General features: G+C 67.5%; 15 protein-coding genes. 2 read left to right on the forward strand and 13 right to left on the reverse strand.

Annotated features, from left to right (window positions below; translation table 11 throughout):
• Positions 1-202: 202 nt before the first annotated feature.
• The 8 genes from VN11_RS17360 to VN11_RS17395 form a co-directional block, all read right to left on the reverse strand.
• A complete protein-coding gene (locus tag VN11_RS17360; RefSeq protein WP_053450640.1) occupies positions 203-1,039 on the reverse strand; it encodes a TrmH family RNA methyltransferase in 837 nt (278 codons plus the stop codon).
• Positions 1,040-2,551, reverse strand: a complete 1,512-nt coding sequence (locus VN11_RS17365; RefSeq protein WP_053450641.1) for an alanine/glycine:cation symporter family protein — start codon at positions 2,549-2,551, stop codon at positions 1,040-1,042. It abuts the gene before it with no gap.
• A gap of 110 nt (positions 2,552-2,661) precedes the next feature.
• Positions 2,662-3,201 (reverse strand): GNAT family N-acetyltransferase, encoded by a 540-nt coding sequence (locus tag VN11_RS17370; protein WP_053450642.1) that lies wholly within the window; start codon positions 3,199-3,201, stop codon positions 2,662-2,664.
• Positions 3,194-6,319 carry an efflux RND transporter permease subunit gene (locus tag VN11_RS17375; protein WP_053450643.1) on the reverse strand — a complete coding sequence of 1,042 codons (3,126 nt, stop codon included), beginning with the start codon at positions 6,317-6,319 and terminating at the stop codon, positions 3,194-3,196. Before VN11_RS17375 ends, VN11_RS17370 begins: the two co-directional genes overlap by 8 nt.
• The gene (locus VN11_RS17380; protein ID WP_053450644.1) at positions 6,316-7,422 is read right to left on the reverse strand and encodes an efflux RND transporter periplasmic adaptor subunit; all 1,107 of its coding nucleotides are present in this window, start codon (positions 7,420-7,422) and stop codon (positions 6,316-6,318) included. Before VN11_RS17380 ends, VN11_RS17375 begins: the two co-directional genes overlap by 4 nt.
• 215 nt (positions 7,423-7,637) lie before the next feature.
• Entirely contained in the window at positions 7,638-9,701 is a 2,064-nt protein-coding gene (locus VN11_RS17385; RefSeq protein WP_053450645.1) for a TonB-dependent copper receptor, read from the reverse strand.
• A 72-nt stretch (positions 9,702-9,773) separates the two neighbouring features.
• Positions 9,774-10,205, reverse strand: coding sequence for a DUF2946 domain-containing protein (locus VN11_RS17390; protein ID WP_053450646.1), 432 nt, complete (start codon positions 10,203-10,205; stop codon positions 9,774-9,776).
• Between the two features lie 602 nt (positions 10,206-10,807).
• A complete protein-coding gene (locus VN11_RS17395; RefSeq protein ID WP_006465618.1) occupies positions 10,808-11,791 on the reverse strand; it encodes a LysR family transcriptional regulator in 984 nt (327 codons plus the stop codon).
• A gap of 208 nt (positions 11,792-11,999) precedes the next feature.
• On the opposite strand from VN11_RS17395, the gene cysK reads away from it, so the two are divergent.
• Together cysK and VN11_RS17405 are read left to right on the forward strand one after the other, a co-directional pair.
• Complete coding sequence (gene cysK / locus VN11_RS17400; RefSeq protein ID WP_049458222.1) at positions 12,000-12,959, forward strand: cysteine synthase A; 960 nt, start codon at positions 12,000-12,002, stop codon at positions 12,957-12,959.
• Between the two features lie 211 nt (positions 12,960-13,170).
• Positions 13,171-13,770 carry an O-acetyl-ADP-ribose deacetylase gene (locus VN11_RS17405; protein WP_053450647.1) on the forward strand — a complete coding sequence of 200 codons (600 nt, stop codon included), beginning with the start codon at positions 13,171-13,173 and terminating at the stop codon, positions 13,768-13,770.
• A gap of 92 nt (positions 13,771-13,862) precedes the next feature.
• On the opposite strand, the gene VN11_RS17410 is transcribed toward VN11_RS17405, so the two are convergent.
• The 5 genes from VN11_RS17410 to VN11_RS17430 form a co-directional block, all read right to left on the reverse strand.
• Entirely contained in the window at positions 13,863-15,005 is a 1,143-nt protein-coding gene (locus VN11_RS17410; RefSeq protein WP_053450648.1) for a hypothetical protein, read from the reverse strand.
• 128 nt (positions 15,006-15,133) lie between these two features.
• Positions 15,134-16,138, reverse strand: coding sequence for a class I fructose-bisphosphate aldolase (locus VN11_RS17415; protein ID WP_053450649.1), 1,005 nt, complete (start codon positions 16,136-16,138; stop codon positions 15,134-15,136).
• Between the two features lie 198 nt (positions 16,139-16,336).
• Positions 16,337-17,803, reverse strand: a complete 1,467-nt coding sequence (pyk, locus tag VN11_RS17420) for a pyruvate kinase (protein WP_053450650.1) — start codon at positions 17,801-17,803, stop codon at positions 16,337-16,339.
• A gap of 174 nt (positions 17,804-17,977) precedes the next feature.
• On the reverse strand, positions 17,978-18,631 hold the full coding sequence (locus tag VN11_RS17425; protein WP_053450651.1) for an HAD hydrolase-like protein: 654 nt from the start codon (positions 18,629-18,631) through the stop codon (positions 17,978-17,980).
• Positions 18,628-19,803 carry a phosphoglycerate kinase gene (locus tag VN11_RS17430; RefSeq protein WP_053450652.1) on the reverse strand — a complete coding sequence of 392 codons (1,176 nt, stop codon included), beginning with the start codon at positions 19,801-19,803 and terminating at the stop codon, positions 18,628-18,630. Before VN11_RS17430 ends, VN11_RS17425 begins: the two co-directional genes overlap by 4 nt.
• Positions 19,804-20,102 lie beyond the last annotated feature (299 nt).

A 20,102-nucleotide genomic window follows, 5' to 3' on the forward strand; every position in this document is an offset into this window, starting at 1 on the left:
CGTGCGATGCGGGATATGGCTCGACAATGAGACAATTACTAAAAACACCTGATCCTCGATCAAGCGCGCTTGATGCGACACGCGGTGAAGTGATTGGCCCGCCAGCCGCGCAGCGCGGCACGCCTGTTTCCGCACCGCGCAAAAGAAAACCCGGCCAGAGGGGCCGGGTCCAGGTCGTCGATGGGACGGTATCGCGGCAGTATCAGCCGTCGCGACGGCTCGCCCACTGCGCCAGCAGCACTGCCGTGGCCGAGGCCACGTTCAGGCTTTCCACCGCGCCGCTGCCGGGAATGGAAACCTGCTGATCGCACTGGCTGGCCAGCGCACGGTCCATGCCTTCGCCCTCGGCACCCATCACATACACCAGCCGCGCCGGAAGCACCGCACGGAATACATCGTCACCGCCCTCGACCAGGGTCGCGGCCAGGCCGAAACCAGCGTCCCGCAGCTGCGCCATCGCCTGCGCGGTGGCCGGCAACTGCACCAGCGGCACCGCTTCGGCACCGCCCTCCGCCACGCGCGCGGCGGCACCGGACAGCGCCAGCGTGCTGCCTTCGGGCAGCAGCAGCGCCTTGGCGCCGAAGTGCGCTGCCGAGCGCAGGATCGCGCCGAGGTTGTGCGGGTTGCCCACGCCGTCCAGCCACAGCGCCAGTGCCGGGCCGTCACCGACCTGCTGCAGCCACTGCGCCAACGGCAGTGCCGGTGCGCGCAGCACATCGGCCACCACGCCTTCGTGATGGGTGGTACCGGCGAGCTTGTTCAGATCGCCGTCCTCGACCACGCGATAGCCCACGCGGTTGGCCACGCACCACTTCAGCAGCGGCTGCAGGCGCGGGATGCGCGCCTCCAGCAGGTACAGCTTGCGCAGCGCCTGCGGCCGCGCGTCGAACGCGGCCAGCACGGCGTTCAGGCCGTACAGGCGCAGCTCGTCGCTGCCGCCGCGCCCACCACCGCCCGCAGCCGGCACCTCCGGGCGCGGCAACGGCGTTGCGCGCGGCGGACGGGCGGACGGGCGGCGGTTGTTCCAAGGGTTGTTCACTTACACACTCTCCTGCTTGCGCTGGCGCCAGAAATCGGCGTTCTTGATGCCCAGGGCATCAGGGTCGAACACCGGATCCAGGCCCAGCTTCTTCTGTCGTTCGTAGTCACGCAGGGCCAGCATCGCCGGCTTCTGGATGATGAGGATGGCGATGATGTTCAGCCAGGCCATCAGGCCAACGCCGATGTCACCCAGCGCCCAGGCCAGGGTCGCATTGTGGAACGCACCGAACACCACCATGCCGATGATGCCCAGGCGCAGCACCAGCACGGTCAGCGGGCGCTTCTTGTTGTGGTTCACATAGCTGAGGTTGGTCTCGGCCATGTAGTAGTACGCCATGATGGTGGTGAAGGCGAAGAAGAAGATGGCGATCGAGACGAACGCCGAGCCCCAGCCCGGCAGCACCGCTTCCACGCCGGCCTGCGCATAGCCCGCGCCTTCCGGAATGCCGGCCAGGCCCTGGAAGATCGGCGGGGCGCTGGCACCTGCCGGCGAGTACACGTTGTAGGTGCCGCTGGCCAGGATCAGGAACGCAGTGGCGGTGCACACCATCATGGTGTCGAAGTAGATGGCGAAGGCCTGCACGTAACCCTGCTTGGCCGGGTGCGAGACTTCCGAAGCGGCTGCCGCGTGCGGACCCGAGCCCTGCCCGGCTTCATTGGCATAGATGCCGCGCTTGATGCCCCACTCCACCGCCAGGCCCATCATCGCGCCGAACGCGGCGTGGGTGCCGAAGGCACTCTTGAAGATGATGCCGAACATCTCCGGCACGCGATCGTAGTTGATGATCATGATGACGATGGCCATCAGGATGAAGCCGGCGGCCATGAACGGCACCACCACTTCGGCGAAATTGGCGATGCGCTTGACGCCACCGAAGATCACCACGCCCAGCAGCAGTGCCACCACGATGCCGATGCCCAGCTTCAGCGCCTGCACCGATTCCATGCCGAAGGCCTGGCCGTCCAGCGGGCCGCACAGCGCGGTGCCACGGCAGGCGTTGATGATGCTGTCGGCGATGGCGTTGGCCTGCACGCCCGGCATCAGGAAGCCGGCCGCGATGATCGTGGCGATGGCGAAGGCCAGCGCGTACCACTTCAGGCCCATGGCCTTTTCGATGTAGTAGGCGGGGCCACCGCGGTAGCGGCCTTCGGCATCCTTGGTCTTGTAGATCTGCGCCAGGGTGCATTCCACGTACGAGGTGGACGCGCCGAGGAAGCCCATCACCCACATCCAGAAGATGGCACCCGGGCCGCCGAAGGCGATGGCGGTGGCCACGCCGGCGATGTTGCCGATGCCCATGCGGCCGGCCATCGACATGGCCAGCGCCTGGAACGAGGACACGCCGGCGTCGGACTTCTCACCCGACACGGTGAGGCGGCACATCTCGACGAAACCACGGATCTGCATGAAGCGGGTGCGCAGGCTGAAGAACAGGCCGGCGGCCAGGCACATGAAGATCAGTGCCTTGCTCCAGATGATGCTGTTGATGAAATGTACGGTAGCTTCCACGCGCGCTCTCTCCAGTCGGCGGGTTGTAAGGACGTCCCGTCGGCTGGAGGGGACCGGTCGATTCTCCCTGATCGAAGGCCGCTGCGGTAGCGCCAGAAGGAATTCGCCGCTCAGGGCAGCTGCATGCGTACCCGGGCAAACCGGCGCAGGTCGTGCAGGACGCCACGCTTGTAGACCGCACAGCGGTCAATGCCCTCTTCCTGGAAACCGTTCTTTTCCAGCACCCGGACCGAACCGAGGTTGAAATCGACCACCCCGGCCTGCAGCCTGAACAGGCGCAGCTCGTCCATCACCCACGGTGCGAACAGGCCGACCACGCGGGTCATCAGCCCTTGGCCCCAGTAGGCCTGCCCCAGCCAGTAGCCCAGCTCGGCCATATGCGCGCGCTCGGCGCTGCCCTGCTGGGCACCGATGCTGCCGCAGGCATGGCCGTCGATCTCGATGGCCAGGTTGAGCGTTCCGGGCGCCAGTACGCGGCCGGCGAGGAACGCCTCGCCATCCTCGCGGGTGTACGGGAACGGGAAGCGGTCGCGCAGGCCGCGCGAGACCTCGGCGTCATTGGCGTGGCGCAGCAACGAGTCCAGGTCGTCGCTGCACCACGGCCTCAGCACGAAGCCGTCACCGTACAGGCGCTGCGCCGGGTCAGGCATGGCCACCCACCGACGGCGACGCGGCTTCCTGCTTCTCCAGCTCGCGCTTCACCGCTTCCGGCGAACGCGTATAGGGCGCCAATCGCGCGTAGAACGCCGGCACCACGAACAGCGACAGGAAGGTCGAGAGAGTCACGCCGAAGATGATCACGATGCCGATCGTGCCACGGCTGGCCGAACCCGGGCCACCGGCCACCACCAGCGGGACCGCGCCAACCACAGTGGCGATCGAGGTCATCAGGATCGGGCGCAGGCGCACCATCGCCGATTCGATGATCGCCTCGCGTACCGTGCGCCCATCGTCACGCAGCTGGTTGGCGAACTCGACGATGAGGATGCCGTTCTTCGCAGCCAGGCCGACCAGCATGACGATGCCGATCTGGCTGAACAGGTTCACCGTACCCCCACTCACCCACAACCCGACCAGCGCACCGAGCACGCCCAGCGGCACGGTCAGCATGATCGTCAGCGGGTGGATGAAACTCTCGAACTGCGCGGCCAGCACCAGGTACACCACCAGCAACGCCATGGCGAAGGTCAGCAGCACCGCGCCACCGGCGCTCTGGTACTCGCGCGACTCGCCCTTCCAGTTCACCTGCGCGTACTGCGGCAGTTCCTCGCGGGCCACGTTCTGCGCCCAGGCGATGGCCTCGCCCAGCGGATAGCCCGGCGCCAGGCCCGCGGTGATGGTGATCGAGCGCAGGCGGTTGAAGCGGTTCAGGGTGCCCGCCTCGGCCACTTCACTCAGCGTGACCAGGTTGGACAGCGGCACCAGCTCGCCAGAGGTGGCACGCACGCGGATCGCGGCCAGGTCGGCCGGGCTGGCACGTCCATCGCGACCGGCCTGCACCAGCACGTCGTACTCCTCGCCGTTGTCGACGAAGGTGGTGACACGACGCGAGCCCATCATGGTTTCCAGCGCCGAGCCGATCGCGGTAACCGGCACGCCGAGGTCGGCCGCACGCTGGCGGTCGATGTTCACCCGCATCTGCGGTCGGGTTTCCTTGTAGTCCGAATCCGGGCCGACCAGGCCGGGATTGTCGGCCATGCGCAGCAGGATGCGATCGCGCCACTGCGCGATCTCGGCGTATTCCGGCCCGCCCAGCACGATCTGGAACGGCTGCCCGCCACTGCGCACCAGGCCCCCGCCCACCTGCGTACGCACGCGCACGCCGCGGATGGTGTCCAGTTCTTTCTGCAGCTCGTTGGCCACCTCTGGCGTGCCTTCGCTGCGCTGCCGCCAGGGCTGCAGGAAGATGCTGACACGGCCGGTGTGCATTTCCTCGCTGGCGCCCCAGCCACCGGGCACGCGCGGGTTGGCGCGCACGATCGGCTTGTCCGCGCCCACGTGCGGGGCCAGCATCGCTTCCACCTGCTGCACCTGCTGCACGGTGTAGTCGTAGCCGGCGCCTTCCGGGCCATCGATCATGATCTGGAACGAGCCACGGTCTTCGGCCGGGGCCAGCTCCGAGGGCAGCAGCTTGAGCAGGCCCCAGCTGGCGGCCAGCGCGGCCACCATCACCAGCAGGTAGATCCAGGTGCGGTCGACATGGTGGTCCAGCACGCGGCCATAGGCGCCGGCCAGGCGCTCCAGGTTGCGGTTGACGAAGCCATGCAGGCCGCGCGGCGCCTGCCCGGTGTGCGGCTTGAGCAGCTTGGAGGCCATCATCGGCGTCAGCGTCAGCGCGACGAAGGCGGACAACGCCACCGCCGCCGCCAGCGCCACCGCCAGTTCACGGAACAGGCGCCCGGTGTTGCCTTCCAGGAAGCCGACCGGCAGGAACACCGCCACCAGCACGGCGGTGGTGGCGATCACCGCGAAGGCGACCTGCGCGGTACCGCGCTTGGAGGCGACCAGCGGTGGCTCCCCCAGGTCGATGCGGCGCTGCACGTTCTCCACCACCACGATCGCATCGTCCACCACCAGGCCGATGCACAGCACCAGGGCAAGCAGGGTCAGCAGGTTGATCGAGAAATCGAACGCGTACAGCGCGATGAAAGCGGCCACCAGGCAGACCGGCACCGTCACTGCAGGAATCAGTGCGGCGCGGAAACTGCCCAGGAACAGCCAGATCACCGCCAGCACCAGGATCATCGCCTCGACCAGCGTGGCGTAGACGCGATCCACCGCTGCCTCGATGAAGGTTGTGTTGTCGAAGGCGACGAAGATCTGCGTGCCCTTGGGCAGCGTCAACGCAACCCGCTCGGCTTCCGCGCGTGCGACACGTGCTACGTCCAGCGAGTTGGCGGTGGAGGTCTTGACGATGCCCAGGCCGATGCCCGGCTCGCCGTTGCTGCGGTAGTAGGCGCGGCGCTCGGCCGAAGCCAGCTCGATCTTCGCCACGTCGCCCATGCGCACCACATAACCGTCGCGGCCCTTGCCCAGCGGGATGGTCGCGAAGTCTTCCGGCTTGATGTAGTTGCGCTCCACGCGCAGGGTGAAATCACGGTCGGTCGATTCGATGCGACCCGCCGGCAGTTCCACGTTCTCGTTGCGCAGCGCCGTTTCCACATCGCCGGTGGTCAGGCCGCGCGCGGCCAGCTGGTCACGGTCCAGCCAGATGCGCATCGCGTAGCGCTGGCGGCCACCGATGCGGACCTGGGCCACGCCGTCCAGGCTGGAGAAGCGATCGACCACGTAGCGATCGGCGTAGTCGCTCAGTTCCAGCGTGTCCATGGTCGAGGAGACCATGTTGAACCAGATGATCGGGTCGGCATCGCTTTCGACCTTGGCGATTTCCGGCGGCCGCGCCTCTTCCGGCATGCGGTCGGCGACGCGGCTGACCGCATCACGCACGTCGTTGGCCGCCGCTTCGATATCGCGGTTGGAGGTGAACTCGATGCTGACCTGCGAGCGGCCGTTGGTGCTGCGCGCGTTGATCGTGTCGATGCCTTCGATGCCGGCCAGCGCATCTTCCAGCACCTGGGTGATGCGGCTTTCGATGACCGCCGCCGAAGCGCCGGTGTAGTCCACCGAGACCGAGACGATCGGCGGATCGATGGCTGGCAGCTCGCGCAGGGTCAGGCGGGTGAAGGACATCACGCCCAGCACCAGCAGCAACAGGCTCATCACCACGGCGAATACCGGCCGCTGGATGGAGATGTCGGACAGCTTCATCCGCCGTGGCCCTCGGCGGCGACCGGCGCCGGCGCGTCAGCCGGCTTGGCACCACTGGCCGGTGCGGCGTCCTTGGCGGCGACCTTCAGGCCCGGGCGCAGCTTGCCGGTGCCATCCACCACGATGCGCTGCCCGGCCTCCAGGCCCTGCTTGATCTCGACCACGCCGGCACGGCGCGCGCCGGTGACCACGTCCACCCGTTCGACGCTGTCGTCGGGCTTGATGCGGTAGACGAAGGTGTCCCGGCCGACCTGCACCACGGCGATTTCCGGCACCACCAGCGCCGCGCGTTCGGGGTGGAACAGGCGCACGTCCAGCAGCATGCCCGGGCGCAGCGCGTGGTCGCCGTTGGCGAAATCAGCGCGCACGGTCACCGCGCGGGTGGCCGGGTCGATGCGCGCATCGATGGTGCTGACCACGCCCTCGAAGGTACGGCCCGGCCAGGCCACGCTGGTGGCGCTGACCTTGTCACCCACGCCCAGTGCGGCCAGTTCCACTTCCGGCACCTGGAAATCGATGTGCATGTGTTCGATGTCATCGAGCGTGGCGATCACCGTGGTCGGCGTCAGCAGCGTGCCCGGGCTGACCTGGCGGATGCCGAGCACGCCGGCGAACGGCGCGCGCACGCGACGGTCACCGATGTCCGACTGCATCTGCGCCACGCGCGCTTCGGCGGCATCGCGGATCGACTTCTGCGTATCCAGCGTGGCGCTGGACACCAGGCGCTGGGTGGCCAGTTCGCGCTGGCGCTTGTACAGCTGGTCGGCCTCATGGAAGGTGGCCTGCGCCTGCACCAGCGCCGCTTCCTGGGCCTGCCCACGCAGGGTCACGATCGGCGCACCGGCGGCGATGTGCTGGCCGCTTTCGAAGTGCACCTTCTCGACAATCTCGCTGACCTTGGCGGTGACGCTGATCGACTCGCGCGCCTTGGCCGTGCCCAGTGCCTGCAGGGTGTCGTTCCACTGCGTGGGCTGCACCACCTGCGCGGTCACCGGCACCGCTTCGCCCTGCCGACGCGCGGCGGCCTCCTGCTTGCCTGCGCACCCGGCCAGCACGGCCAGGCTGAGGCCAAGGGCCAGGGTCGAAGCGATACGAGCCAACATGAACGGTCCTGATTGATCCACGGCCGCCGAGTGTAGGCAAGCGCCTGCAAAATCGGTATGTGCCAAGCGTTTACCGCCGTGGAACCAGGGCCGCGATAGCGCCTTGAACCCGTTCCGTGCAAGGCTGCCGTGGGCAGTGTCGGCGTGTGTCGGGGTGTATCCAGCCGCGCCTGCAGCGCCGGGGATTGCCCGGCGCTACCGGTGACACGAACGGATCAATACCGGTAATTCACCTTCATCCACACGCTGCGCCCCGGCTCGTTGATGCGCACCGGGTCGGCCGGGAAGCCGAAGTCGGCGCTGCCGGCCAGGTTCAGGTGCTCGCTGTAGGCCCGGTCGAACAGATTGTCGACGCCCGCGCTGAGCTGCAGCTGCGAACTGAAACGGTAGGCGGCATTGAGCGCGAAGGTTGCGAAGCCGGCGCTTGGTCCGAGGTCCTGGGCGACGACGTTGCCCTGGCCATCTGCGACACGGTGCTGGTGGGTTACCGCGCGCAGCAGCGCACCGGCACTCCAGCGCTGGCCTTCCCAGTTCGCGCTCAGGCGCGCTTCCAGTGGCGGCATCTGTGGCAGCGGACGCTGCTGGTCGCGGTTCTCGCCCCAGGCGTAGGCCAACGTGCCACCCAGTTTCCATTGTTCGGCCACGCTCACTTCCAACCCCGCCTCGGCGCCGGCAATGCGTGCGTCGACGTTGCTGGCCTGGCTCATGCCCATCATGCCGCTGCCGTGGTAGGTGAACAGGATGTAGTCCTGGATCTGCCCGGCATACGCAGAGACCCAGGCCTGCACGCGTGGCCCCTTGTACTGCAGGCCCACGTCAAACTGGGTGGTGCGCTCGGGCTGGATGCCGGCAAACGCGTTCGGCGCGCCAGCCGGGCCATGGTCGGGCGAGAACAGCTCCCAGTAGTCGGGCATGCGCTCACTGCGACCGAGGCCGGCATACCAGGTCAGGCCATCGGCCAGGTCCTGTTCGTAGCGCAGGAAACCGCTGCCCAGCCATTCCTTGCGGCGCTGGCCCGCGGTCGGATTGGGCATGTTGCCCATCATCCCGCGAATCGACTGCCGCTCGTCGCGCACGCTGGCGCGATCGATGCGCAGGCCAGTGATCCAGCGTTGGTCGGTGCCGGCGCCCAGGGTCATCTCGGTAAACGCGCCATAGCGACGGAAGTTGGCATCGGTCTCCCAGGCGGCCTGGCGGTAGGTGCCGCGGCCCATGCCCATGCGACCGCGATGGCGGCTGTCCTCGCCATCCACACCCGCCACCAGCTGCACGTCCTGCCAGTGCCATTCGGAACTGACCCGGCCGCCCTGGGTACGGCGGTCCACGTTGGAGGCCATCGGCATCGGCATCATGCTGTGCGGATTCGGCGTACGCAGCGTGTAGTTGTCCATCACGTGGTCGGCCTCGTTGTAGTACACGTTGGCCTGCACCGTGTCCCACGCGCCGGGCAGGTTGCGTTTCTCGAAGCGCGCGGCGTAGCTGGTGCGTTCGAAGGCAGCGCCATCCATGCCACGCCCGGCGTAGCGCGCGATCGCATCACCGGCACCAGCGGAGATTTCCAGCAGCGTGTCGGCATCCGGCGTCCAGCCGATGGCCACGTCGCCGTTCCACTTGCGCCACTTCGACGGCACCACATCACCGTTGCCATCCTTGTAGTCGTCGGCCTCGGAACGGTTGCCACTGGCGCGCACGTAACCGGTCGGGTTGCCCAGGGTCAGGTCCAGCACCTGGTCGTTGCGGTTGCGCGAACCGACCAGCGCACTGGCGTCGGCGCGCAGGCCCGGTTCTTCGAAGCGCGGCGTATCGCGTTCGAAGCGCACGGTGCCGGCCGAGGCCCCCGCGCCCCAGCGCACGCTCTGCGGCCCCTTGATGATGGTCAGCCGGTCGAAGCTCTCCGGCGCGATGTAGGACAGCGGATTATCCATGCGTGACGGGCAGGCACCGATCAGGTTGCCGTCGTTGCTGAGGATGTTCAGGCGCGAACCGAACATGCCGCGCAGCACCGGGTCGCCGTTGGTGCCACCGTTGCGGATGGCCGAGAAGCCGGGAACGGTCTTGAGGTAATCGGCACCGTCGCTGGCCGGTACCGGCTGCCGCGGCAGGCGCGGATCGGTCACCCAGTGCAGCGGTGAAGACGGTGCGGCGGCGGTCACCACCATCGTGTCGAGGGTGCGCGCCTCGTCGGCGGGCGCAGCGTGGGCCAGTGACGCGGCCACGGCCAGGCCAAGGGCAACCGGCAGGCGCGCATAGGCGCCCGCGGGGCGGGAAGTCATTTTCATCGGAACAGCTCCAGGGTACGCACGCGCGCACGGCGCCCGGTCAGGCGTCGTGCGGCAGATTCGATAGGGACATCAGCGGACGATGGAAGCGCGCGGCGGCCCGCGTGCGGCATGTGCCGGCCAGCGCGCGGCGGGCAACACGCGTTGCGACCACGGGAACGCCAGCCGCGGCCGCCACAGCAGCGGCAACAGCAGCACCAGCACCGCCAGCCATGGCAGCAGGCGCATGGCCAGCACGCAGTATTCGCAGGCTTCGCCATGCATGGCGTGCGGGTCGGCCGGACGGCTGGGCGATGCCGGCGCTGCGCTGTGGTGATCGTGCCCGGGCATGGCCATGTCCTGCCTGTCATGGCCCATGGCGGCGTGGTCCATGCCCACCCTTGCCGCGTGATCCATCGGCTGTGCCTGCAGCGCGCGGCTGACCAGTGGCGCAAGCACCATCAGCAGCGTCGCCAGGACGGCGAGCTGGAGCAGGAGGCGCTGCGGGCGGGACAGGCGGGTCACCCCGCTAGTGTAGAGCCGGGTCCAGGGATGCCCGTGCGACGAACCGTCGCAGGAGGGAGGGTTATCGGCAGGGCTGCGCCCTGCACCCGCAGAATCAACGGCAACGGCAACGTCAACGTCAACGTCAAAAGCGGGCAGTCCGTGGGATGGCGGGGTGGGTCCGGTTGCGGGAGACGCCGTAAACCCATCCATGGGGGCTTGGACGCGGCATCCATGCCGCGGACACTCCCGCAACCGGACCCACCCCGCCTTCGACAGTTTCCCGCGATCTGCAGTAGATCCACGCCATGCGTGGATGAATCTCCATCGGAATCGAATATTTCGAATTGGAATCGAAAAGCATCCACGCATGGCGTGGATCCACCGTGTCGACCAAGGTCGACACCCACCGACAGCCGTAGAAATCTGTCAGAGGTGGGGCGGTGTCGGAGTGCGGGGTGTCAGCCGCATGGATGCGGCTGCCAAGCCCCCATGGATGGGTTCACGGCGTCCCCGCACTCCGACACCGCCCCGCCATCCCACGGAATGCAAGCTTTTGACGTTGCCGTTGCCGTTGCCGTTGATTCTGCGGGTGCAGGGCTGCAAGCCCTGCTCGACCAACCTCACACCGTGATGGTCTGGGTCAGTGACTCCCAGGTCGGGGGAACCGGCCACGCCGCAGCCTGGTTGCCATCCAGCACCCGACGCAGGTCGCGCGGATCGATCTGCGGGGCCAGCACATGCACCAGCTCCAGCGCGTAATCGCGCAGCACGCGGTCGCGCGGCAGCACCGCCCACGCAATGCACTCGGTGATCGGCGCCGGGGCCGGCCACGAGCGCAGGTCCTCATCGTTGGAACTGACCGCCATCTCGGCCAGCAGCCCCACGCCCAGCCCGGTACGCACGTAGGTCTTGATCAGGTCGGCATCCAGCGCGGTCAGCGCCAGGTCCGGCACCAGGCCGTGGGCAGCAAAGGCACGCTGCAGCGAGGAATTCGGCCGTGTCGAGGATTCGTAGCTGATCAGCGGTTGCCGGGCCAGCGCCGCCAGGTCCGGCGCGCGGCCGGCGCGGTCCAGCGGGTGGCCCTTGGGCACCACCACCAGACGCCGCCAGCGGAACAACGGCACGGCGATGCCATCGGTCGGCTCACCGCCGGCCGTGCTGATGATGGCGATATCGGCATCACCCTGGTTCAAGCGGTCCAGCGCGTCGGCTTCACCGGCCTGCTGCAGGTGCACGCTGACCTGTGGATACGCCTGCTTGATCGCCGCCACCGCCGGCGGCAGCACGAAGCGCGCCTGGGTGTGGGTGGTGGTCAGGATCAGCTGGCCCTGGCTCTCGCGACGCTGGTTGGCGGCATAGGTGCGGATGTTGTTGGCCTCGGCCAGCACCGCGCGGGCGCGGGCGATGACCTCGGTCCCGGCCGGGGTGACCGATTCCAGGCTGCGCCCCTTGCGCACGAACAACAGGAAGCCGAGCTCGTCCTCCAGCTGCTTGAGCTGCTTGGACAGGCCCGGCTGGGTGGCGTGCACGCGCGAGGCGGCCAGCGTGATGTTCAGCTCGGCGTCGGCGATGGCAACCAGATAGCGCAGCTGGGTCAGCGTCATGGGAGGCGGGGGCGCAAGGGGCGGAGGTCCACTCTAGGGTCTATTGCCGTCACCAGCTTATAACCAAAGGTTGTTTAAGAAAGGTATCTGGTCATTTCCGGGCGTCATATGCCGGCGCTACGGTCAGCCGGCAGCCGCTGGCCTGAACAGCCAGCCCTCCCCCTTCGCCCGCCGAAGCCCGGCGCGGCCCCGTTTCCGGAGCGCTTCCATGGCCCTGTACGACTCCATCCTCGATACCGTCGGCAACACCCCCATCGTCAAGCTGCAGCGCCTGGCGCCACCGCAGGTCAGCGTCTACGCCAAGGTCGAGTCGTTCAACCCGGGCGGCTCGGTGAAGGACCGCCTGGCGCTGGCGATCATCCTCGATGCCGAAGCACGCGGCCTGCTCAAGCCCGGCGATACGATCGTGGAAGCGACCTCCGGCAACACCGGCGTGGCGCTGGCAATGGTCGCCGCCGCGCGCGGCTACAAGTTCGTGGCCACCATGGTCGAGACCTTCTCGGTGGAACGCCGCAAGCTGATGCGCGCCTATGGCGCCAAGGTGATCCTGACCCCCGCCGCCGAACGCGGCAGCGGCATGGTGCGCAGGGCGCGCGAACTGGCCGAAGAGCATGGCTGGTTCCTGGCCAGCCAGTTCGCCAATCCGGCCAACCCGGCGTATCACCGCAACACCACCGCCGCCGAGATCCTGCGCGACTTCGCCGGCAAGCGGCTGGACTATTTCGTCAGCGGCTGGGGCACCGGTGGCACGCTCACCGGTGTGGGCGAAGTGCTGAAGGTCGCGCGCCCGCAGACCCGCATCATTGCCACCGAGCCGGCCGGCGCGGCATTGCTCAAGGGCGATGACTGGAAGCCGCACAAGATCCAGGGCTGGACGCCGGACTTCGTGCCCGACGTGCTCAACCGCGATGTGGTGGATGAACTGGTGTCGGTTGAAGATGACCGCGCCATCGCCACTGCGCGCCGCCTGGCCGCCGAGGAAGGCATCTTCGTCGGCATCTCCGCCGGCGCCACCGTTGCCAGTGCGCTGGATGTGGCCGCGCGTGCCGAACCGGGCTCGGTGATCCTGGCCATGCTGCCGGACACCGGTGAACGCTACTTCTCCACGCCGCTGTTTGCCGATGTGAACGAAGGGTCTGACGACGACTGGCTGGCAGGGCTGCCGTGACGCATAACGCCGGGCATGGCCCGGCGCTGCCGCCCGTCACAAACCCCACCTGCTTCAGCCTGCATGAAGGCGCCGCCCGCCATCGTGCGTGAAGGCCGTCGGATCGCAGCGCGTGAGACGGTCATGACGCAGTATCGATGCCCTGTCCCCTACCGTGGGAACAGCCGGCGCAGATGCTGCGCGGATCACCTCACAGGCAGGAGACGGACGCATGAAGATCGAAGTTTGGCAGGGCGACATCACGACCCTGGCGGTGGATGCGATCGTCAACGCGGCCAATGAGACATTGCTCGGTGGCGGCGGTGTCGACGGTGCGATCCATCGTGCCGCCGGCCCGGCACTGCTGGCCGAATGCGAACAGTTGCCGGAGCTTCGCCCGGGCGTGCGTTGCCCGACCGGCGAAGTGCGCGCCACCGGCGCCTACGCATTGCCGGCGCGGCATGTGCTGCACACGGTGGGACCGGTCTGGCACGACGGCCAGCGTGACGAACCGGCGCTGCTGGCCAACTGCTACTGGAAGTCGTTGCAGCTGGCGGAATCCCTGGGCGTGCAGTCGATCGCGTTCCCGGCAATCAGCTGCGGCGTGTACGGCTATCCGCTGTACCAGGCCGCGCAGATCGCGGTGACCGAAACGCTGGCGTGGCAGCGCAGCCATGCACAGCCGATGCGCATCGTGCTGGTTGCGTTCAATACCGCCACCGCCAAGGCCTACCAGCAGGCGCTGGCAGCGGCCGGGCAGAGCATGGAGAGCGAGTCGCGCAGCCCGCTGCTGCCGCCACTGGGCGATACAGGCTTCGCTGCCGCACATTGAGCCGCACTGTTCCGCGGAAAAGAAAAGGCCGGGCATTGCCCGGCCTTTTCCGTTGCATCGTCGATGTCATCCACACAGGGGGTGGATCTGCCTCAACGGCTCGCCGCTTCCACCGCAGCGTCATCGTCGGCAACGGCTGCTGCGTCGGCCGCGGCACGTGCCGCCGAGGCAGCGGCGCCGTCGGCGCTGGCCCCATCCACCTGCACGCGCACTTCCACCAGGCCCGCGCCGTTGTTCACGCTGGTCACGTCGACGGTGTAGTGGCCGGCCGGCAACGTTTCCTGCAGGCGTGCGTTGGTGCCATTGCCACCATCGTCGTCGGACAGCTCGACATTGGCGCCGACCACGCGCAGCACGGTGTCGACCTGGCTGGAGATCGCATCCAGGCGCACGTCGGCCGGACGATCCAGGGTCAGCAGGAAGCGGCGGCGACCTTCGTTGTCGAGCATCGTGTACACGCTGCCCGTGCTCGGCAGTGCGGTGCCATCGCGCTCGACCAGATTGCCCGGCAGTTCGATGCGGGTCGCCGACAGGGTGAACATGCCAGTGACGCCGTCACCGAGGCCGCGCGCGGTCAGGGTGTACTTGCCCGGCTTCAGCGACAGGCTCAGGCGCGAGTTGGTGCTGTCGCTGCTATCGTCGTTCTCGGCATCCACGCCCTGGCCGGACACCTTCAGCACCGGATCGAAGGCATCCGACACCAGCCGGATCTCGTACAGGCCTTCCTTCTCCACCTGCAGGATGTAGTCCTGCGAGTCGCCGCCCAGCATGTCGACGATCTCGCCACCGCCCACCAGTGGCTTGCCGTCGTACGGCTTCAGCTTCTCCGCACGCAGGCGGTACGGACCGAAGGCGGACGGGCCATCGGCATTGACCGCCACCTGGTAGGTGCCGCCACCATTGGCACGGAATGCCACCGAGACGTCGCCCTCGCGCTCGTAGACGGTATTGCTGGTGGATACCAGGCTGCCGTTGTTGAACACGGCGATCGAACCGCTGAGCCTGCCGGTCAGCTTCAGGCCAACCAGGTCGTTGTCGTCCAGCTTGATCTGGTAAAGCTGGTGATGGCTGCCGTCGTTGAAGTTGATGCCGCTGCGCGTGGTGATCTCGCCGGACACCGGCTTGTCGAATTCGAGCGACGCGGCCTTGCCCGCATCCATGCCCGCACCGATGCGGTTGCAACCGCCGGCGACCAGGACCGCGGCAACGGCCAGTGTAAGTGCTGCCAAACGCATGTTGTTTCTCCTTGGCCTTCCATGTCATTCCCACGTACCGGCCGGGTACGCGGGGGCGGAAAAGATACCCGCAAAAGCAAACGCCGGCGTGATGCCGGCGCTGCCTTTTCATCCAGCAATGGAACCGATCAGCCGTTCCACTTGCCCAGCGCGGCCAGGCCGTTGTCCTTGGCGCGCTCGTACACGGTCTTCTGGGCAGCAGCGTAATTGCCCTTCATGTCCTTGGCCCACAGCTTCAGGGCGGCCTGCTGCATGGCGCGGCCGTAGGAGAAGCTCAGCGGCCACGGCAGGTTGCCCAGCTGGTTCATCGCGTTCAGGTGCTCAGTCGACTGTTCGTCGGTCTGGCCACCGGACAGGAACACCACGCCCGGCAGGATCGCCGGCACGGTGCTCTTCAGGCACATCACGGTCGACTCGGCCACTTCCTCGACGTCGGCCTGCTCGTCGCAGCCCTTGCCGGAGATGACCATCGATGCCTTCAGGATGGTGCCTTCCAGCAGCACGTTCTGCTGGTACAGCGCATCGAACAGCGAGCGCAGGGTGGCTTCGGTGACTTCGTAGCAGGTCTCGATGTCGTGGTCGCCGTCCATGATCACTTCCGGCTCGACCATCGGCACCAGGCCGCATTCCTGGCACAGGGCGGCATAACGGGCCAGCGCGTGGGCGTTGGACTCGATGCAGGTGCCCGACGGGATGCTCTCACCGATGTTGATGACCGCACGCCACTTGGCGAAGCGCGCACCCAGCTTGTAGTACTCCTGCAGGCGCTCGCGCAGGCCGTCCAGGCCTTCGGTCACCAGCTCGCCCGGGCAGCCGGCCAGCGGGTGCGCACCCTTGTCCACCTTGATGCCCGGAATCATGCCGTGGTCGGCCATGTACTTGGCGAACGGCACGCCGTCCCTGGTCGACTGGCGGATGGTTTCGTCGTACAGGATGGCGCCGGAAATGTGCTCGTTGAGCTTCGGCGTGGTCAGCAGCAGTTCGCGGTAGGCGCGACGGTTCTCCTCGGTGTTCTCGATACCGACGCCAGCGAAACGCTTGGCGATGGTAGCGGTGGATTCGTCGATCGCGATGATGCCCTTGCCCGGGGCAACCATGGCCTGGGCGGTTTCAGCCAGCTGTTCGATGCTCATGTACTTCCTGTGGCGGGTGCGGGAAAAACGTAAGTATAGCCCCGCCACCCGTTGCCTCGACGTCGAGGCCAGGATGGAAACGATTCCAATGTCCGCACAGGACAGACGTTGACCTGCCACGACCGGGCCAGAGCCACGTTGGCGTCCGGCCCCGGGGGCCGGACCCGCGCAGGGTTCCGGCCCGATGCAGTCCGTCTCTTACAGATCGCCCAGGCCGCTGGCGCGGCCGTCTTCGCCCACTTCCAGCAGGCGCAGGGTGTTGGTCGCACCCAGGGTTTCCATGTGCTCGCCACTGGTGAACACCACGCGGTCACCGGCCTGCAGCAGTTCCGATTCCACCAGCAGGCGGATGCTGCCGCGTGCGGCTTCGCGCGGGGTCAGGCCGCGGCTGTCGAAATTGATCGGATAGACATCGCGCATCAGCGCCATCTGGCGACGGGCACCGTCGTGGCGGGTGACCGCGAACACCGGTGCCTTGGCGCGGAAGCGCGACAGGTAGCGTGCGGTACCGCCGGATTCGGTCATCGCCACGATCGCGCGCACGCCCACGTGCTGCGACAGGAACATGGTGGCCATGGCGATGGCCTGGTCGGCGCGTTCCAGGTTGCGCGGCGAGGCGTTGAAGTCGGTCTCGGTCTGGAACTGGCGCTCGGCGCCCAGGCAGATGCGCGCCATCGCTTCCACGGCCTTGACCGGATAGGCGCCGGCGGCGGTTTCGGCCGAGAGCATCACCGCATCGGTACCGTCGATGACCGAGTTGGCCACGTCCAGCACTTCGGCGCGGGTCGGGATCGGGCTTTCCACCATCGACTGCAGCATCTGCGTGGCGGTGATCACCACCTTGTTCTGCGCCAGCGAGGCCTTGATGATCTTCTTCTGCAGGCCCGGCAGCTCGGCATCGCCGATTTCCACGCCGAGGTCGCCACGGGCGACCATCACCACGTCGCTGGCCTCGACGATTTCTTCCAGGTTCTCGATCGCTTCGGTACGTTCGATCTTCGACACCAGCGCGGCATCGCAGCCGTGCGAGCGGGCGATGTCACGCGCGTCGTTCATGTCCTGCGCGTTGCGGCAGAACGACACGGCGATGAAGTCGACGCCGATCTTGGCAACGATGCCGATCAGTTCCTTGTCACGCTCGGTCAGCGCACCCAGCGACAGGCCACCGCCCTGCTTGTTCAGGCCCTTGCGGTCGGACAGCACGCCATCGTTGAGCACGGTGTTGACGATGCGGTCACCCTGCACCTCCACCACCTGCAGCTGCATCAGGCCGTCATCGAGCAGCAGGACGTCGCCCGGGCCCACGTCCTGCGGCAGGCCGAGGTAGCTGACGCCGACCTGGCTGGCACTGCCGGGGCCGGCGTTCTCGCTGGCGATCAGGTCGAAGCGGTCGCCCGCCTTCAGCTGCACCTTGCCTTCGGCGAAGCGCTCGATGCGGATCTTCGGGCCCGGCAGATCGGCCAGGATGCCCACTTCCACGCCGACGCGGGCCGCAGCGGCGCGCACTTCGGCGGCACGCTTGGCCTGGCCGGACGGATCGCCGTGGCTGAAGTTCAGGCGCACCACGTTGACGCCGGCGCGGAACAGATCCTCCAGCACGCCCGGCGGATCAGTGGCCGGGCCGAGGGTGGCAAGGATCTTGGTGCGACGCTGACGCTCGAACATGGTGAAGGGGCCTCTCCCGATAAAGAACGGAAATTAGCACATCCTTCACGCCGCATGTATACGGTTACAGCCTTGTGCTGCCTGACTTCGCGGGTCATGGAACGGACATGGTCCGGACATACGCTGGCGCAGGGAGTTCTGTAGAGCCGAGCCCGTGCCCGGCTCTACAGGGAGCTAGGCCAGCAGCGTTTCCAGCTGTGCCGGCTCACGGGCCAGCTGGCCGGCGCCGGCTTCGGTGAGTTCCGCTTCGCCGCCAAAGCCCCACAGCACACCGACACTGCGCAGGCCGTGGTGACGCGCGCCTTCGATATCCATGCGGCGGTCGCCGATCATCCAGCACTGTGCGGGCTGCACCTGCAGCCGGCGCAGCGCCTCGCCGACCAGCTCCGGCTTGTGGCTGCGCGAGCCGTCCAGGGTCGAACCGATGATCTCCTCGAACAGCCCGCCGAACGGCAGATGGGCAAGGATGCGGCGCGCATGCGGTTCGTTCTTGGCGGTGACCACCGCCAGGCGGTGACCACGACCATGCAGCGTGCGCAGGGTGTCTTCCACCTGCGGGTACACCGTGTGCTCGCGCCAGCCCTCGGCGTCGAAGCGTTCACGGTAGTAGCCCACCGCCTGTTCCACCCGCGCCGGTTCAACGAACAACGGCGCGAAGGTGGTGCGCAGCGACGGACCGATCCAGCCCAGCAGTGTCTCCTGCGGCGGTACCGGATGGTCCATCTTCTGCAGCGCATAGGCGATGCACGCGGTAATGCCGACCTGCGAATCGATCAGCGTACCGTCGAGGTCGAAGAACAGGACATCCCTGCTGCGATCGGTGCTCATGCGCCGCGCGCGTCGAGGGCCGCCACGGCCGGCAGCGTCTTGCCTTCCAGGAACTCCAGGAACGCACCACCGCCGGTGGAGATGTAGCTGACGTCGCCAGCGATATCGAACTTGTCAACGGCGGCCAGGGTGTCACCGCCGCCGGCGATGGAGAACGCCTTCGAGCTGGCGATGGCGCGGGCCAGCGCTTCGGTGCCCTTGCTGAAGGCTTCGAATTCGAACACACCGACCGGGCCGTTCCAGACCACGGTGCCGGCCTTCTCGATCAGCTGTGCGTACTGCGCCGCGGTCTGCGGGCCGATGTCCAGGATCAGATCGTCCTCGGCGACGGCGTCGACCGCCTTCACTTCCGCCACGGCATCGGGCAGGAACTGCTTGGCGGTGACCACGTCGACCGGCAGCGGAATGTCGGCGCCACGCGCCTTGGCATCGGCCACGATCTTCTTCGCGGTGTCCAGCAGGTCCGGTTCGTACAGCGACTTGCCGACGTTGTAGCCGGCGGCGGCGATGAAGGTGTTGGCGATGCCGCCACCGACGATCAGCTGATCGACCTTGCCGACCAGGTTGGCCAGCAGTTCCAGCTTGGTGCTGACCTTGCTGCCGGCGACGATGGCCAGCAACGGCTTGGCCGGAGCATCCAGCGCCTTTGCCAGTGCGTCCAGTTCGGCCATCAGCAACGGGCCACCGGCGGCGACCGGAGCGAAGCGGATCACGCCATGGGTCGAGGCCTGGGCGCGGTGCGCGGTGCCGAACGCATCCATCACGAACACGTCGCACAGCGCGGCGTACTTCTTCGACAGGGCCTCGTCATCCTTGCCCTCGCCCACGTTCATGCGGCAGTTTTCCAGCAGCACCAGCTGGCCCGGCTGCACGTCGACACCGTCGACCCAGTCGCGCACCAGCGGCACTTCGCGGCCGAGCAGCTCGGACAGGCGTGCGGCGACCGGCGCCAGCGAATCGGCCTCGCTCCACACGCCTTCCTTCGGGCGCCCCAGGTGCGAGGTGACCATCACCGCCGCGCCCTGCTCCAGCGCGCGCTTGAGCGTCGGCAGCGAAGCGGTGATGCGCTGTTCGGAGGTGATGCGGCCATTCTCGATCGGCACGTTCAGATCCTGGCGGATCAGCACGCGCTTGCCGGAGAGGTCGAGGTCGGTCATGCGGACGATGGACATGGGCAACTCTTTGGCTCAGGGACGGGATGCCGGGCTACGGCAGACGGCCATTGTATCGGGTGCGGATGGTGGGAGGGCCGATGCCTGCGGCAGGCAGAGGCGCAACAGCAACAGCCAGAGCCAAAGCCAAAGCGCTGGCGCCTTGTGATGCTGTGGGTGGGCCGGGGTGGGGTGGGCTGGCAGGGGACGCCGTGAATCCATCCCTGGAGGCTTGGCAGCCGCATCCATGCGGCTGACACCCCTGCCAGCCCACACCGCCCCGGCCTCGACAGGTTCATGAGGCAGAGCGGATGGCAAAG

Origin of the sequence: Stenotrophomonas maltophilia (genome assembly GCF_001274595.1) — a bacterium.
Taxonomy (GTDB): domain Bacteria; phylum Pseudomonadota; class Gammaproteobacteria; order Xanthomonadales; family Xanthomonadaceae; genus Stenotrophomonas; species Stenotrophomonas forensis.